The sequence below is a fragment of the Burkholderia sp. ZZQ-2 genome (assembly GCF_050768715.1).
In the GTDB taxonomy this organism is placed as follows: Bacteria; Pseudomonadota; Gammaproteobacteria; order Burkholderiales; family Burkholderiaceae; genus Burkholderia; species Burkholderia cepacia.
In genome coordinates this window covers 112,577-126,635 of record NZ_LDVA01000297.1, presented here as the reverse complement: position 1 = coordinate 126,635, position 14,059 = coordinate 112,577, and the positions used below count along the sequence as shown (strand labels likewise).

Annotated in this window: 10 protein-coding genes; 8 read left to right on the top strand and 2 right to left on the bottom strand. The window is 68.9% G+C overall.

All coding sequences use genetic code 11. The annotated features are described in order from the left end of the window. The first annotated feature begins 245 nt into the window (after window positions 1-245). The 5 genes from ABY44_RS26490 to ABY44_RS26470 all read left to right on the top strand — a co-directional run bounded on the left by ABY44_RS26490 (window position 246) and on the right by ABY44_RS26470 (window position 7,970). Entirely contained in the window at window positions 246-1,517 is a 1,272-nt protein-coding gene (locus tag ABY44_RS26490) for an MFS transporter (RefSeq protein WP_060171156.1), read from the top strand. A 27-nt stretch (window positions 1,518-1,544) separates the two neighbouring features. Continuing rightward, window positions 1,545-3,965: a glycoside hydrolase family 31 protein gene (locus ABY44_RS26485; RefSeq protein ID WP_060171158.1), complete on the top strand. Its 2,421-nt coding sequence runs from the start codon at window positions 1,545-1,547 to the stop codon at window positions 3,963-3,965. 107 nt (window positions 3,966-4,072) lie between these two features. Next, a complete protein-coding gene (locus ABY44_RS26480) occupies window positions 4,073-5,260 on the top strand; it encodes a porin (RefSeq protein ID WP_027791358.1) in 1,188 nt (395 codons plus the stop codon). A 318-nt stretch (window positions 5,261-5,578) separates the two neighbouring features. Then, window positions 5,579-7,600: a BCCT family transporter gene (locus ABY44_RS26475; protein ID WP_027791357.1), complete on the top strand. Its 2,022-nt coding sequence runs from the start codon at window positions 5,579-5,581 to the stop codon at window positions 7,598-7,600. Window positions 7,601-7,658: 58 nt separating this feature from the next. Continuing rightward, entirely contained in the window at window positions 7,659-7,970 is a 312-nt protein-coding gene (locus ABY44_RS26470) for a hypothetical protein (RefSeq protein WP_021156648.1), read from the top strand. Window positions 7,971-8,069: 99 nt separating this feature from the next. Here the strand turns inward: ABY44_RS26470 and ABY44_RS26465 are convergent, their stop codons facing one another. Continuing rightward, window positions 8,070-8,918 (bottom strand): class I SAM-dependent methyltransferase, encoded by an 849-nt coding sequence (locus ABY44_RS26465; protein WP_060171160.1) that lies wholly within the window; start codon window positions 8,916-8,918, stop codon window positions 8,070-8,072. Between the two features lie 199 nt (window positions 8,919-9,117). On the opposite strand from ABY44_RS26465, the gene ABY44_RS26460 reads away from it, so the two are divergent. The 3 genes from ABY44_RS26460 (at window position 9,118) to ABY44_RS26450 (ending at window position 12,363) form a co-directional block, all read left to right on the top strand. After that, the gene (locus ABY44_RS26460; protein WP_060171162.1) at window positions 9,118-10,581 is read left to right on the top strand and encodes a metallophosphoesterase family protein; all 1,464 of its coding nucleotides are present in this window, start codon (window positions 9,118-9,120) and stop codon (window positions 10,579-10,581) included. Then, window positions 10,578-11,990 (top strand): cytochrome-c peroxidase, encoded by a 1,413-nt coding sequence (locus tag ABY44_RS26455; protein ID WP_060171164.1) that lies wholly within the window; start codon window positions 10,578-10,580, stop codon window positions 11,988-11,990. Before ABY44_RS26460 ends, ABY44_RS26455 begins: the two co-directional genes overlap by 4 nt. A 97-nt stretch (window positions 11,991-12,087) precedes the next feature. Further along, entirely contained in the window at window positions 12,088-12,363 is a 276-nt protein-coding gene (locus ABY44_RS26450) for a hypothetical protein (protein WP_027791352.1), read from the top strand. Between the two features lie 81 nt (window positions 12,364-12,444). Here the strand turns inward: ABY44_RS26450 and ABY44_RS26445 are convergent, their stop codons facing one another. Further along, complete coding sequence (locus ABY44_RS26445) at window positions 12,445-13,929, bottom strand: PLP-dependent aminotransferase family protein (RefSeq protein ID WP_060171167.1); 1,485 nt, start codon at window positions 13,927-13,929, stop codon at window positions 12,445-12,447. Between the last annotated feature and the right edge of the window lie 130 nt (window positions 13,930-14,059).

The following is a 14,059-nucleotide window of genomic DNA, read 5'->3' as shown; positions in this document are numbered from 1 at the left end:
TTTCGCGTTGACCGGATTCGAATTCGAACATACGATGTTCGAAAATGATCAGTCGTCCGATAACTTCAGCCTCCAACAACGGCGAAGTGTTCGCTTGAACGCCATCATTCCGCGTCAAACCGGGAAAACTGGCACCGATCAAGATCGGACATCGTACGAATAAAGCGAAACAGGCCATCCCGAACGGATGGTCGTCATGGATCGGGCCGGCGCCGCGCGCCGGCCCTGCCCGACAGGAGACAGCAGTGAAGACAGTCAAGGCGTTGCGCTGGTGGATCATCGTGCTCGTATGTCTCGGCACGATCCTCAACTACCTCGCACGGAATTCCCTCGCGGTGCTCGCCCCCGAGCTGAAGCACGTGTTCGCGATCTCGACGCAGCAGTATTCGTACATCGTCGGCGCATTCCAGATCGGTTACACGATCATGCAGCCCGTGTGCGGTTTCATCGTCGACCTGATCGGCCTGCGCCTCGGGTTCGCGCTGTTCGCAATGCTGTGGTCGGTGGTCGGCGTCGCGCACGGCTTCGCATCGGGCTGGCTGTCGCTCGGCATCCTGCGCGGCCTCCTGGGCCTGTTCGAAGCCGCCGCGATTCCGTCGGGGATGAAGGCGGTTGCGGAATGGTTTCCCGATCGCGAAAAATCCGTCGCGGTCGGCTATTTCAACGCGGGCACGTCGCTCGGCGCCGCGATCGCGCCGCCGCTCGTCGTGTTCCTGTCGATGCGGTTCGGCTGGCAGGCCGCGTTCATGGCCACCGGCGCGCTCGGTTTCCTGTGGGCCGCGCTCTGGTACACGCAATACCGGTCGCCCGCCGACCATCCGCGCATCACGCCGCAGGAACGCACGCTGATCCGCGACGGCCAGGCGACGATGCCGCCCGTGTCGAAGCGCCGCATTCGCGACGTCGTCACCGCGCGGCGCTTCTGGGCCATCGCGCTGCCGCGCTTCTTCGCCGAGCCTGCGTGGCAGACCTTCAGCTTCTGGATTCCGCTGTATCTTGCGACCGAGCGCCACATGCCGCTCACGCAGATCGCGATCTTCGCGTGGATGCCGTTTCTCGCGGCCGACGCCGGCGGCATCGCGGGCGGCTACCTGTCGCCGTATCTCGCGAAGCGGTTCAGCCTGCCGCTCGTGTGGTCGCGCGTCGCCGGCGTCGCGCTCGGCGCGGTGCTGATGCTCGGGCCCGCGATGATCGGGCTCGTGTCGTCGCCGTACACGGCCATCGCGCTGTTCTGCGTCGGCGGCTTCGCGCACCAGATGATCTCCGCGCTCGTCAACACGCTGTCGGCCGACGTGTTCGATTCCGAGGAAGTCGGCACCGCGAGCGGCTTCGCCGGGATGGCCGCGTGGATCGGCGGGCTCGGTTTCTCGCTGCTGGTCGGCGCGCTCGCCGACAAGATCGGCTATGCGCCGCTGTTCGCGTGCCTCGGCCTGTTCGACATCATCGGCGTCACGCTGCTCGCGGTGCTGATCCGCGGGCAGTCGAAGCAGGAACGCCTGCTCGCACGGCACGCCTGACCTTCGCCCCTAACTGGAACCGCATTCATGACTTCGCTTCTTCATCCGCCCGTGTTCCGCGTCGCCGGCCAGCACGCGAACCGTGTGCTGCTCGCGTCCGATACGGGCGCGACCCTCGAGATCTTCGTGCTCGAGGACGACATCGTGCGGGTACGCGTGCTGCCCGATGCGACGGCGCGCAACCCGCGCACGTGGACGATCGCGCCGGGCCTCGACGACGTGCCGCTCGAAGGGCGCGACCGCCTCGACCTGAGCGGCTTCGCGCTGCCCTCCCATACGCTCCTGGAAGACGACGACGGCGTGTACATCGAAACCGCGCAGATCCGCCTCGCCGTGAGCCGGCAAGGCGGCCACTGCACGTGGTCGATGCGCGGCGCCGACGGCGCGTGGCGCGTCGCGCTTGCCGACCGCCCGACGCAGGCCTACAACTTCGGCTGGTGGGACGACCGCGCATATCACTACGTCGCCCGCGACCGCGGCGACAAGGTGTTCGGCCTCGGCGAACGCGCGGGCGAGCTCGACCGCACCGGCGCGCGCTTCGAGATGCGCAACATCGACGCGATGGGCTACAGCGCGAAACATACCGACCCGCTGTACAAGCACATCCCGTTCTACATCACGTGGTCGCCCGATGCGTGCCAGGGGTTCGGGCTGTTCTACGACACGCTGTCGGACTGCGCGTTCGACATGGGCCGCGAGCTCGACAACTATCACGGCCCGTACCGCTACTTCGTCGCCGAGCATGGCGATCTCGACTACTACTTCATCGCGTCGCCCGACACGCCGCTCGCGGCCGCGCGGCGCTTCACGTGGCTCACGGGGCGCCCCGCGCGCACGCCGAAATGGGGGCTCGGCTACTCGGGCTCGACGATGAGCTACACCGATGCGCCGGACGCGCAGCAGCAGATGAACCAGTTCGTCGAACAGTGCGACACGCACGACATCCTGTGCGATTCGTTCCACCTGTCGTCGGGCTATACGTCGATCGGCGCGAAGCGCTACGTGTTCAACTGGAACCGCGACAAGTTTCCCGACGCGAAGGGCTTCGTGCAGCATTACCGCGACCACGGCATCCGCCTGTGCGCGAACATCAAGCCGTGCCTGCTGCGCGACCATCCCGCCTTCGAAGACGCCGCAACGCGCGGGCTGCTGATCCGCTCGGCGTCCGGCGAGCCGGCCTGGGTGCAGTTCTGGGACGAGGTCGGCGCGTATCTCGACTTCACGCAGCCGGACGCGTACCGCTGGTGGCGCGAGCAGGTCACGTCGGCGCTGCTCGAATACGGGATCGAGTCGACCTGGAACGACAACAACGAATACGAGATCTGGTCGCCCGACGCGATCGCGCACGGCTTCGGCCAGCCGTTTCCCGCGCGCGAGGCGAAGGTGCTGCAGACGATGCTGATGATGCGCGCGTCGCGCGAAGCGCAGCGTGCGCATGCACCGGCGCAGCGCCCGTTCCTCGTGTCGCGCTCCGGCGGCGCCGGCATGCAGCGTTATGTGCAGACCTGGTCCGGCGACAACTACACGTCGTGGGAAACGCTGCGCTACAACCTGAAGATGGGCCTCGGGCTCGCGCTGTCGGGCGTGTCGAACATCGGCCACGACATCGGCGGCTTCTCCGGGCCCGCGCCGTCGCCCGAACTGCTGCTGCGCTGGGTGCAGTTCGGCATCTTCATGCCGCGCTTCAGCATCCATTCGTGGAACGACGACGGCAGCGTCAACGAACCGTGGATGTACCCGGAGATCACCGCGCAGGTCGCATCGCTGATCAAGCAGCGCTACCGGCTGCTGCCCTACCTCTATCACCTGCTGTGGCTGTCGACGACGCGCTACGAGCCCGTGCTGCGGCCGACCTTCGCCGATTTCCCCGGTGACGCGCGCTGCTACGACGCATGCGACGACATGATGCTCGGCGACGCGCTGCTCGTCGCGCCGGTCGTCGATCCGGGCCTGACGGAGCGCACCGTCTACCTGCCGTCGGGCGCGCGCTGGATGTGCTGTGCGAGCGCGCGGTCGTTCGACGGCGGCGCGAGCGTAACGCTGCCCGCCCCGCTCGACACGCCGGTGATGCTGCTGCGCGAGGGCCGCGTGCTGCCGCTGAACGTCGCGGAACAGCATTTCGGCGCACGTGCCGACACGCGCGGCTTCGTCGTCGCGCCGCGCGTCGAGGACGGCGTCGCGTACGGCGAATGCATCGAGGACGACGGCGAGACGGAAGCATGGCGCGACGGCGAATACGGGCTGTGGCGCGTCGAAACCGGCCGCGAGGCGTCGGGCGTGCTCGACGTGTCGGTGCGCTGGGACGGCCGCCCGGCACGCCCGGCCGACCGCGTCGAGATCCTGCTGCCCGCGTCGGTGCAAGGCGCGGTCGCCGTGCGCGGCGCACGCGTCGAACAGGATGCGCAGAGCGGTACATGGCGCCGCATCGTCGTCGCCTTCGACAACTGAAGCAAACCCGATCGGGCGGGCCGTTCATGCGGCCCGCCGCCCGCCACAGAGGAGGCGATCGAGCCTCCCCCCCACCTTGAAAAGATGAAGAGATCCGGAGATCGACAGTGAAAGCACCCGTCAACCGCTATGCAATCCTGATTTTGTCGACCGCGTCGCTCGGCGCGACCGCCGCCCATGCGCAGAGCAGCGTGACGCTGTACGGCGTCGTCGACGATTCGCTCGCGTACGTGAACAACCAGCAGGGCCATTCGAACCTCTACATGCGCGACGGCAACCTGTATGCGTCGAAGTTCGGGCTGCGCGGCGACGAGGATCTGGGCGGCGGCACGCATGCGATCTTCGACCTGCAGTCCGGCTTCAACCTGAACAACGGCGCGCAATCCGCCGCCGGCCTGATATTCAATCGCCAGGCCTTCGTCGGCCTGCGCAACGATCGCTACGGCACGATGACGGCCGGCCGCCAGTACACGCCCTACTTCCTGTTCGTCGGCCCGTACGCGTCGAGCAGCTGGCTGACCGGTGCGACAGGCGCGCACCCGGGCGACATCGACGGCCTCGACACGACGATCCGCGTGAACAATTCGGTTACCTATACGTCGCCGACCTTCGCCGGACTGACCGCGAGCGCGATGTACGCATTCGGCGGCATTGCCGGCGCGACCGGCAAGGGCAACACGTTCAGCGCCGCACTGCGTTATGCGAACGGGCCGATCGGCGTCGCGGCCGGCTACCTGCGCATCAACAGCTCGGGCTCGTCGGCAGGCTTCCTGAATCCGGCGACCGCCGCGTCGGGCAGCTTCGCGGTGTCCGTGCTGAACCAGGGCTACCTGACCGCGAAGGCCGTCGAGCAGGTCGCGGCGGCCGGCAACTACACGCTCGGCAACCTGACGATGGGCGTCAACTATTCGAACGTGAAGTACCTGCCCGGCAACGGCTCCGCGTTCACGGACACGGCCGTGTTCAACACCTACGGCGCGCTCGCCGCATACCGCTTCACGCCGGCATTCTCGGTGGCCGGCGCGTTCGCGTATACGCTCGCATCGAAGGCGAACGGCATCGACAGCGCGGCCCGCTACCAGCAGTATTCGCTGAAGGAGTCTTACAGCCTGTCGAAGCGCACGACGCTCTATGCGCTGCAGGCGTACACGCATTCGAGCGGCCGGACGCTCGGTGCGCAAGGTGCCGGCCACGTGATCGACGCGGCGCCGATCGTCGGCGATTCGCAGCAGCTCACGCCTTCGACGACGCACGGCCAGTTCGTCGGCATGGCCGGCATCGCCGTCACGTTCTGAGCCATCGCGGCAGCGCCTTTGGCGCGCTGCCCCTGCCCCGGGCGACACGCATTGCTCGGATGCCCGCGTGCTGTCCGGGCACCCGATACGCGGCCGCCGCGGGGCGTTTTCAACGCCCCGTCCGCACGCCGCGCAAACTGCACGGGTTTTCTCGATCCCCTCGATACCTTACAATTCGTCAGGTTCAACCCTCCTGCATACCCCTTCTTGCAGTCCTGACACCGCGGTACACTCGACGCACGCCGTATCAGGGTCCGACGCGCGACACGCGCGCCGGGCGGCGTCGCGCCTCGTTGCGCCCACAACTGGATGCCAGCCATGCCAGATTCCCGCCCCTCGCCCCGCACGACATTCAAGCCGCAGGTCGTCCTGCCCGCGCTCGCGGTCATCGGCGCACTGCTCGTCGTGTGCGCACTGCTCCCGAGCGAAGCCGGCGCGTTGTTCTCCGCCGGCCAGCAATGGGTCGTCGCGCGCTTCGACTGGTTCTACGTGCTCGCCGTCACCGGCTTCCTCGTGTTTCTCGTGCTGATCGCCGCGAGCGATTTCGGCAACATCCGGCTCGGCCCCGACGATGCCGAACCCGAATTCAGCTTCGTGTCGTGGACAGCGATGCTGTTCGCGGCCGGCATGGGCATCGGCCTCATGTACTTCGGCGTCGGCGAGCCGATGCAGCACTTCCTGAAGCCGCCGACCGTCGACCCCGGCACGCCCGCCGCTGCCCGCGAGGCGATGCTGATGACCTTCTTCCACTGGGGCTTCCACGCGTGGGCGATCTACGGGCTGATGGGGCTCGTGCTCGCGTACTTCGGCTTCCGCTACAACCTGCCTCTGACGCTCCGCTCGGGGCTGTATCCGGTGCTGCGCGAGCGCATCAACGGCTGGATCGGCCACACGGTCGACGCGTTCGCGCTGGTCGGCACGGTCGCCGGCATCGCGACGACGCTCGGCTACGGGGTGATGCAGATCAGCGCGGGCCTGCATACGGTCGCCGGCTGGGATACGGGCAGCAATGCGTTTCGCATCGGGCTCGTCGCGCTCGTCGTGATCCTCGCAGGGCTGTCGGCCGCAAGCGGCCTCGACAAGGGTGTGCGGCGGCTGTCCGAACTGAACCTGCTGCTCGCGTTCCTGCTGCTCGCGTTCGTGGCCGTCACGGGCCCGACGGCGTTCCTGTTGCGCGCGCTCGGCGACAACATCGGCCAGTACCTGTCGAGCCTCGTCGACCTGTCGTTCCGCACGTACGCGTATGCGTCGCCGCGCGAGGAAGGCTGGTTCGGCGGCTGGACGATCCTCTACTGGGCATGGTGGGTGTCGTGGTCGCCGTTCGTCGGCATGTTCATCGCACGCATCTCGCGCGGCCGCACGATCCGCCAGTTCGTGATCGGCGTGCTGCTCGTGCCGACCGCGTTCAACCTCGTGTGGATGACCGTGTTCGGCAACAGCGCGATCTGGCTCGATACGCATGGCGCGGCCGGCGCGCTCGCGCAGACGGCCACCAATGTCGACGCGCTGCTGTTCCGCTTCTTCGATTTCCTGCCGCTGTCGCAAGGGCTGTCGATCGCCGCGATCGTGCTGATCGCGGTGTTCTTCGTGACGTCCGCCGATTCGGGCGCGTTCGTGATCGACCAGATCGCGACGCGCGGCCACGCGCACTCGCCCGTCTGGCAACGGCTGTTCTGGGCCGCGCTGCTCGGCGTGACGGCCGCGGTGCTGCTCGTCGCAGGCGGGCTCGGCGCATTGCAGGCGATGACGCTGATCGCCGCGCTGCCGGTCGCGATCATCATGATCGCGCTCTGCTACGGGCTGTGGCGCGGGCTCGCGGCCGACCGCGTGCACTATTCGCAGGACGTCGCGCCCGCGACGAGCTTCTGGACCGGCCAGCACTGGCGCCACCGCCTGACGCACATCCTGCGGCAGACGACCGAAGCCGAAGCACGCCAGTTCGTCGCCGAAACGGTCGAGCCGGCGCTGCGCAAAGTCGCCGACGAGTTGCGCGCGGGCGGCGTCGATGCGCACGTGCAGCGCGACAGCGACGACGCCGTGCGCCTGACCGTGCCGACCGCCGACCACCGCGATTTCGTGTACGGCGTGCGCGTGACGGTGAAATCGGCGGCCGCGTTCCTCGTGCGCGAGACGGCCGGGCCGGAAGCGGCACGGGCCCACGTGTACGGGATCGTCACGTTCTTCGAGGACGGGCGGCTCGGCTACGACGTCGAATACCTGCGCGGCGACGAAGTGATTGCCGACGTGTTGCGCCAGTACGAACGCTACGTGTCGCTCGCGGCCGACAAGCGCACGCATCTGCTGAGCCGCGCGCCGGGGCATGCGACGGAGGCCGAATGACCCTGCCCGCCGTCATTGCCGCGCCGCGGCGGCCTGCCACGCCCGACGGAGCCGCACGATGACCGGGCTCCTGCAAAGCCGCGCCTCCGACGTCATCGCGCTCGGCACGCTCGCCGTGCTCTATCTCGGCGGAGCCGGCATCGCGCTGTGGCGGATCCGCGCCGCGGCGCCGCGCGGCAAGGTCTACTGGATCGTCTGCGCGGCGCTGCTCGCCGGCGGCGCCGTCGCGATGGGCATCAACCTGTCGCCGATGCCGGACACCGGAGACATGCCGCCCGGGTTCGCGCTCGGCGTCGAAGCCGTCCTGCTCGGTCTCGCATTGGTCGCCGGCGGTTGCGCGTGGCTGATGCTGCGCGCGCGGCGACGCTGACGCGCGTATGTCATGCAGCCCGGCCACGTCCCGCGCGAACGGCAACGCGCGGGGCGAAGCGGCCGCCCCTTCCCCGATCCGCTTCCTCGCCGCAACGTGTCACACGGACGGTGCACGCGCCGTCACGAGCCAGCATGCCGCATCGAAGCGCACTTCCGCGCCGTCGACGTAAGGCTCGAATGCGGCACGCATCGTGTCGACCACGCGCCGCCGCGTTGCGTCGTCCACTTCCAGCAACGCCAGCCCGACCGGGCCCAGCCGGGTGATGTAGTCGTCCAGCGCGGACGCGGGCAGCGCGCACGCCAGTTCGACCGGCTCGATCGCCACGTCCGCCCAGCCGCTGTCCGCCAGCACCGACGCGATCCGCTGCCGGTCGCCGAAGCCGAACTGCCCCGGCGCGCCGGGCCGCCGTGCGGGCAGGTTCGGCAGCAACGGCGCCGCGGCCCGCTCGGCGATCGTCATGAACGGATTGTCTGCCGCGCTGCGCCATGCGACGAACCGCATCCGCGCATCCGGCCGCGCCGCCTGCCGCAGATTCGCGAACGCGCGAACCGGATCGTCGAAGAACATCACGCCGAGGCGCGACACGATCAGGTCGACGCTCGCGGGCTCGAACGCGTGCGTCTGCACATCGGCACGCACGAAGCGGGCGTGGACGCCGCTGCGTTCGGCACGCGCCTGCGCGGCGTCGATCATCCGGGCCGAGATATCGATACCCGTGCATTGCGCATGCGCGCCGAGCCGCCGCGCGATCGCAACCGTGACCGCGCCCGTGCCGCAGCCGACGTCGAGCACGCTGCGCGCGGACGACGCGGCAACCGCCTCCACGAGCAACCGCTCCAACGGCTCGAACATCCGGTCGATCAGCGCCTGCGTCTCGACCCAGGCGCGCCCTGACGGGCCGTTCCAAAGCGCGGATTGTTCGTCATTGGGACGTCTGGTTTCCATCGTCGATTCCCTTTCCGGTTCATTGATCGTGCATCGCACTTTGCTGCTTCAAGCCGGCTTGAAGTCAAGCCCCCGTGGCCGCGACCCGCCGCCGCAACGTCGACGCCCGGCCCGCGCGCGAACCCTCCGTCGCGCCCCGTTTTTCATATTTCTTACATTCATGTTGCGTATCGTCGACGACTTTCCTACGGTGCCTCCCATGCGACGACTCCTCCCGCGCGCCCTGCTCGTCCGCTGCGCTCCCCTTGTTGCTTTCGCCGCGCTGTCCGCGTGCTCGAACCACATCGATTCGCCGGACGATCCGGCGAGTGCGTCGGTCAACGTCCAGGCCGCATGGGTCGAGATCGGCGATACGAACCAGGCGATCGCGCGCGTCATCACGAACTACACCCCCGCGTCGGCCAGCGATCCGTTGTGCCCGCAACTGAGCGTCGACGGCAAGCTGTCGCGCATGTCCCTGCGCGCGGGCGCCGCGACCATCGCCCAGCGGCCGACCGCCAGCGATCCGTCCGATTCGAAGCCGTCGAGCTTCCCGGTGTCCGTCTGCGAGGCGACGCTGCCGGCCGGCGCGCTGGCGGCGAGCGTCGCGGGCCGCACGCTGCCGCTGCCGAAGGTGCAGCCGCAACGCATCGCGATCATCGCCGACACCGGCTGCCGCATGAAGAAGGCCGACAACGCATGGCAGGCGTGCAACGACGCGACGGTCTGGCCGCTCGACACGATCGCGGCCAGCGTCGCGAAGCTGTCGCCCGACCTGGTGATGCACATCGGCGACTACCACTACCGCGAAAACGCATGCCCGCCGGACATCGCCGGCTGCAAGGACAGCCCGTGGGGCTACGGCTGGGATACATGGCAGGCCGACCTGTTCCGCCCGGCCGCGCCGTTGCTCGCGAAGGCCCCGTGGGTCGTCGTGCGCGGCAACCACGAGGAATGCGCACGCGCGGGCCAGGGCTGGTTCCGCTTCCTCGATCCGCGCCCGTATTCGGCCGCGCGCTCGTGCGACGATCCGGCCAACGACAGCAACGCGAACTATTCGGAACCCTATGCGGTATCGCTCGGCGGCGGCTCGCAGGTGATCGTGTTCGACACCGCGAAGGTCGGCCGCACGCCGCTCAAGACGACCGACGCGCAGTTCGGCATCTACCAGAAGCAGTTCCAGACGGTCGCCGCGCTCGCGTCGACGGCCGGCATGACGACGACGATCTTCACGAACCACCATCCGATCCTCGCGTTCGCGCCGATCGCCGGCAGCACGCCCGCGCCCGGCAACCTCGCGCTGCAGTCGGTGATGTCGAGCCTCAACGCCCAGGCGTACTACCCGCCCGGCGTGCACGTGGCGCTGCACGGGCACGTGCACGATTTCCAGGCGATCAACTTCTCGTCCGGGCACCCGGCGACGATCGTGTCCGGCAACGGCGGCGACAATCTCGACGTCGCGCTGCCCGACCCGTTCCCGGCCGGCCTGACACCGGCACCGGGCGCCGTGATCGAGCGGCTGTCGCACAACAACAGCTTCGGCTTCCTGATGATGGAACGCCGGGCCGCCCCGGCGACGGGCTGGGTCTTCCACGCGTATTCGGCGGCCGGCAAGCTGCTCGCGTCGTGCAACCAGTCGGGCAGGACGCTCGCCTGCGACAAGACGGGGTTCATCGCGCCGTGAGTGAAGGAGTTCGATGTGCCGACCGCCACGCGCGCGGCCGGCAAACGCTGCGCACGCTGGCCGCTGCCGTGCTCGCGGGCCTGACGCTCGCGGCGCACGCCGCGCCGGCCGAAACCGTCCTGCTTCCCGGTGCGCCGCCGTCGCGAGTCGTCGGCACGATCGGCAACGGCACGCCGCAGGTGACGGGCAAGATCGATGCGGCGACCGCGCGCTTCGCGCCCGACCCGACGCTCGTCGCGCTCGGCCGCCGGATCTTCTTCGATTCACGGCTGTCCGAGCCGCGCGGCATGTCGTGCGCGGGCTGCCACGACCCGGGCCGCGCGTTCGCGCCGACGCTGTCGGCCGCCTCGCTCGCGGGGCCCGGCGTGCCGGAAGGCAGCCGTCCCGGGCGTTTCAGCCAGCGCAACGCGCCGTCGCTGCTCTATGTGCGCTACGTGCCGCGCCGCCACTTCTACCAGGACGACGACGCGCCCGCACCGTCGCCGTTCGGCGGCCTGTTCAGCGACGGCCGCGCGGATACGCTCGCCGAGCAGATCCGCGGGCCGCTGTTCGATCCGAACGAGATGAACAACCGGTCGCCGGCCGCGCTGCTGCGCAAGGTGGACGCAACCGAACTCGCGCCCGATCTCGCCGCGCGCTTCGGCGCGTCGGTGCGGCGCGATCCCGGGCAACTGGTGCGGGCGCTGGGCCTGGCCGTCGAGGCCTATCTGCAGAGCGACGAGATGGCGCCGTTCACGTCGCGTTTCGACGCGTTCCTGCGCACGCGCAAGCCGCTCGCGCCGGCCGAGATGCGCGGCCTCGCGCTGTTCCGGAATCCGGACAAGGGCAACTGCACGAGCTGCCACACGCTGTCGGAGACGTCGAGCCGACCGGAGCGTTCGCTCTTCACCGATTTCGGCTACGACGCGATCGCGGTGCCGCGCAACCGCGCGCTGCCGGCGAACCGCGATCCGCGGCATTTCGACAACGGGCTGTGCGACACCGCCCGGCGGCTGCGCTGGCCCGAGCCGACGCAATGGTGCGGCTACCTGCGCACACCGGGGCTGCGCAACGTCGCGCTCAAGCAGACGTTCATGCACAACGGCGTGTTCACGACGCTGCGCGACGCGGTCGCGTTCTACAACACGCGCTCGACCGACCCGGGCTTCTGGTATCACGGGGCCGGAACGTTCGACGATGTGCCGGCCGCCTATCGCGGCAACATCAACGTCAACTCGACGCCGATGAACCGCCGGCCCGGCACGCCGCCCGCGCTGACCGACGCGGAGATCGACGACATCGTCGCGTTCCTCGGCACGCTGACCGACGCGCGCTATACGGGGGGCACCGCCTCCGCGGCGCCCGCTGCCTCGGTCACCCCTGCGGCCGCTGTTGCCCGGGTCACGCGCACCGCCGCGCCGGCTCGCTGATCCTGGCCGAACGGCCAGCCGCGCGTGCATCCGCTTGCGGTCGCCCAAAACACTGGTTATATTTACAGCACTGTATTTATGAACAGTGAGGTGCGTGATGGAACAACTCGTTCGTATCGTCAACGACGCCGATCGCCAGGTGCTGGCATGGCTCCGCGCCCAGGTCGGCGACGCCCGCGTCGAGCGCGCGGCTCGCCAGCTCGGGCATACACGCAAGCCCTTCCCGTCCGCCGTTTGCCGTTATCTGGGCATGAGCGCACCGGCCACGCTGCGCCAGGCCGAACGGCCGCGCGCCGCGCGCGATTTCTCGGTCGGCGATCGTTACCTGTCGCTGATCCGCCAGCACCTCGCCACACACTCGGCCAGCCGATGAAATGGCGGCGGCTGGCTGCGTCGATGGCCCGGAAAGCCAGTGCGCTTGCGGTTTCGCAAGCCCGGCCGGCGGCCACCGCGCCTACCTGGGCGCCATGGCTTCCCGCACGAGGCGGCCGAGCGTTTCGAACGCCGCTTCGTGCGCCGCATCGAACACGCGCGTGCAAGCAAGCCGGATATAGCCGTCGAAGCGGTCGGAATTCGAGAAGATCGCCCCGGGCGCGATCCTGACCCCGTGCGCCAGCGCGGCATCGAACAGCGCCTCGGAGCGCACGCCGTCCGGCAACGCGATCCACAGCAGCATCCCGCCCGGCGGCTGGTTCATCCGGGTTCCGGCCGGAAAATGCCGTGCAATCGCGTCGATCGTCACGTCGCGCTGCACGCGCAGCTGTTCGCGGAACCGGCGCAGATGGCGATCGAACGCGCCCGAACCGACGAATTCGGCCGCAACGGCCTGCAGTAACGCGGCATTGTGCCGGCTGTGCGCGAATTTCAGCATCTTCACGCGCGCGTGCCAGCGCCCCGCGCTTATCCAGCCAAGCCGCATCCCGGGGGCCAGCACCTTGTTGAACGACGGGCAGTAGATCACCGTGCCGTCGCGGTCCCATGCCTTGACCGGCTTGACCGTCTGCGGCGCTTCGACGAGTTCGCGATAGGGCTCGTCCTCGATCACGGCCACGCCGTGGCGCGAACAGAGCGAGACGAGCGCGGCCTTGCGCCCGTCGGGCATCACGCAGCCGAGCGGGTTCTGCAGGTTCGGCACAACCACCACGGCACGAATGTCCGGATACGCGGTCAGCGCCACTTCGAGCGCCTCGATCGACAGGCCGGTCGTCGGGCTGGCCGGGATTTCGAGGGCGCGCAAGCCGAGGCTTTCGAGCAACTGGATCAGGCCGAAGAACGCGGGCGATTCGATCGCGATCGTGTCGCCGGGGCGCGCGACCGCACGCAACGCGAGATTCACGGCATCGACGCCGCCGCTCGTCGACATCACGTCGTCCGGCGTCACCGTCACGCCGTACGACAGCGCGCGCTTGGCCATCGTCTGCCGGAACTCGGGCGACCCGCCGACGGGCCCCGCATCGGTCAGCAAGGTAGGCTTGCGCCGCAACAACCGGATCGCGAGCGCCTGCAGGGGCTCGGCCGGATACAGCGTGGCCAGCGCAGACGCGCCGCCGAGATTCAGCGCATCGGGCGTCGCGTTGGCGCGGTCGATCACACGCGACACGCGCTCGTGCAGGCCCGCGAACGGCGGCTCGACGCTCAGCGGCGGCCCGTCGCTTTCCGGCAGCGTTTCGAGCGCGACAGCCGCGCGGCGCCGCACGAAGTAGCCGGAGCGCGGCTTCGCCTCGCACCAGCCCGTATCCTCGAGCCGCCGGAACGCCTGAATCGCGGTCGACAGACTCACGCCGTGCTGTGCCATGAACGCCCGCACCGACGGCATCCGGTCGCCGGGCGACAGCGTGCCGGCCGCGATGATGCGGCGGTAATGCTCGGCGAGCCGTTCGTAAAGCGGCTCGCCATCCATCGGCAACGGTGGGCGGGATGAATCGGTGAAAGGCGTCATGCAGGCGATCGTGCCCGCGCGGCCGATGGCACGCCAGATACAGATTCCGGGGAAACCCACCGATACAGCAGCGCAAAATCGTCGTCTGCACCGCAACAGATTCCCGTCCCCTGAATCTGTCGTGCCGGTG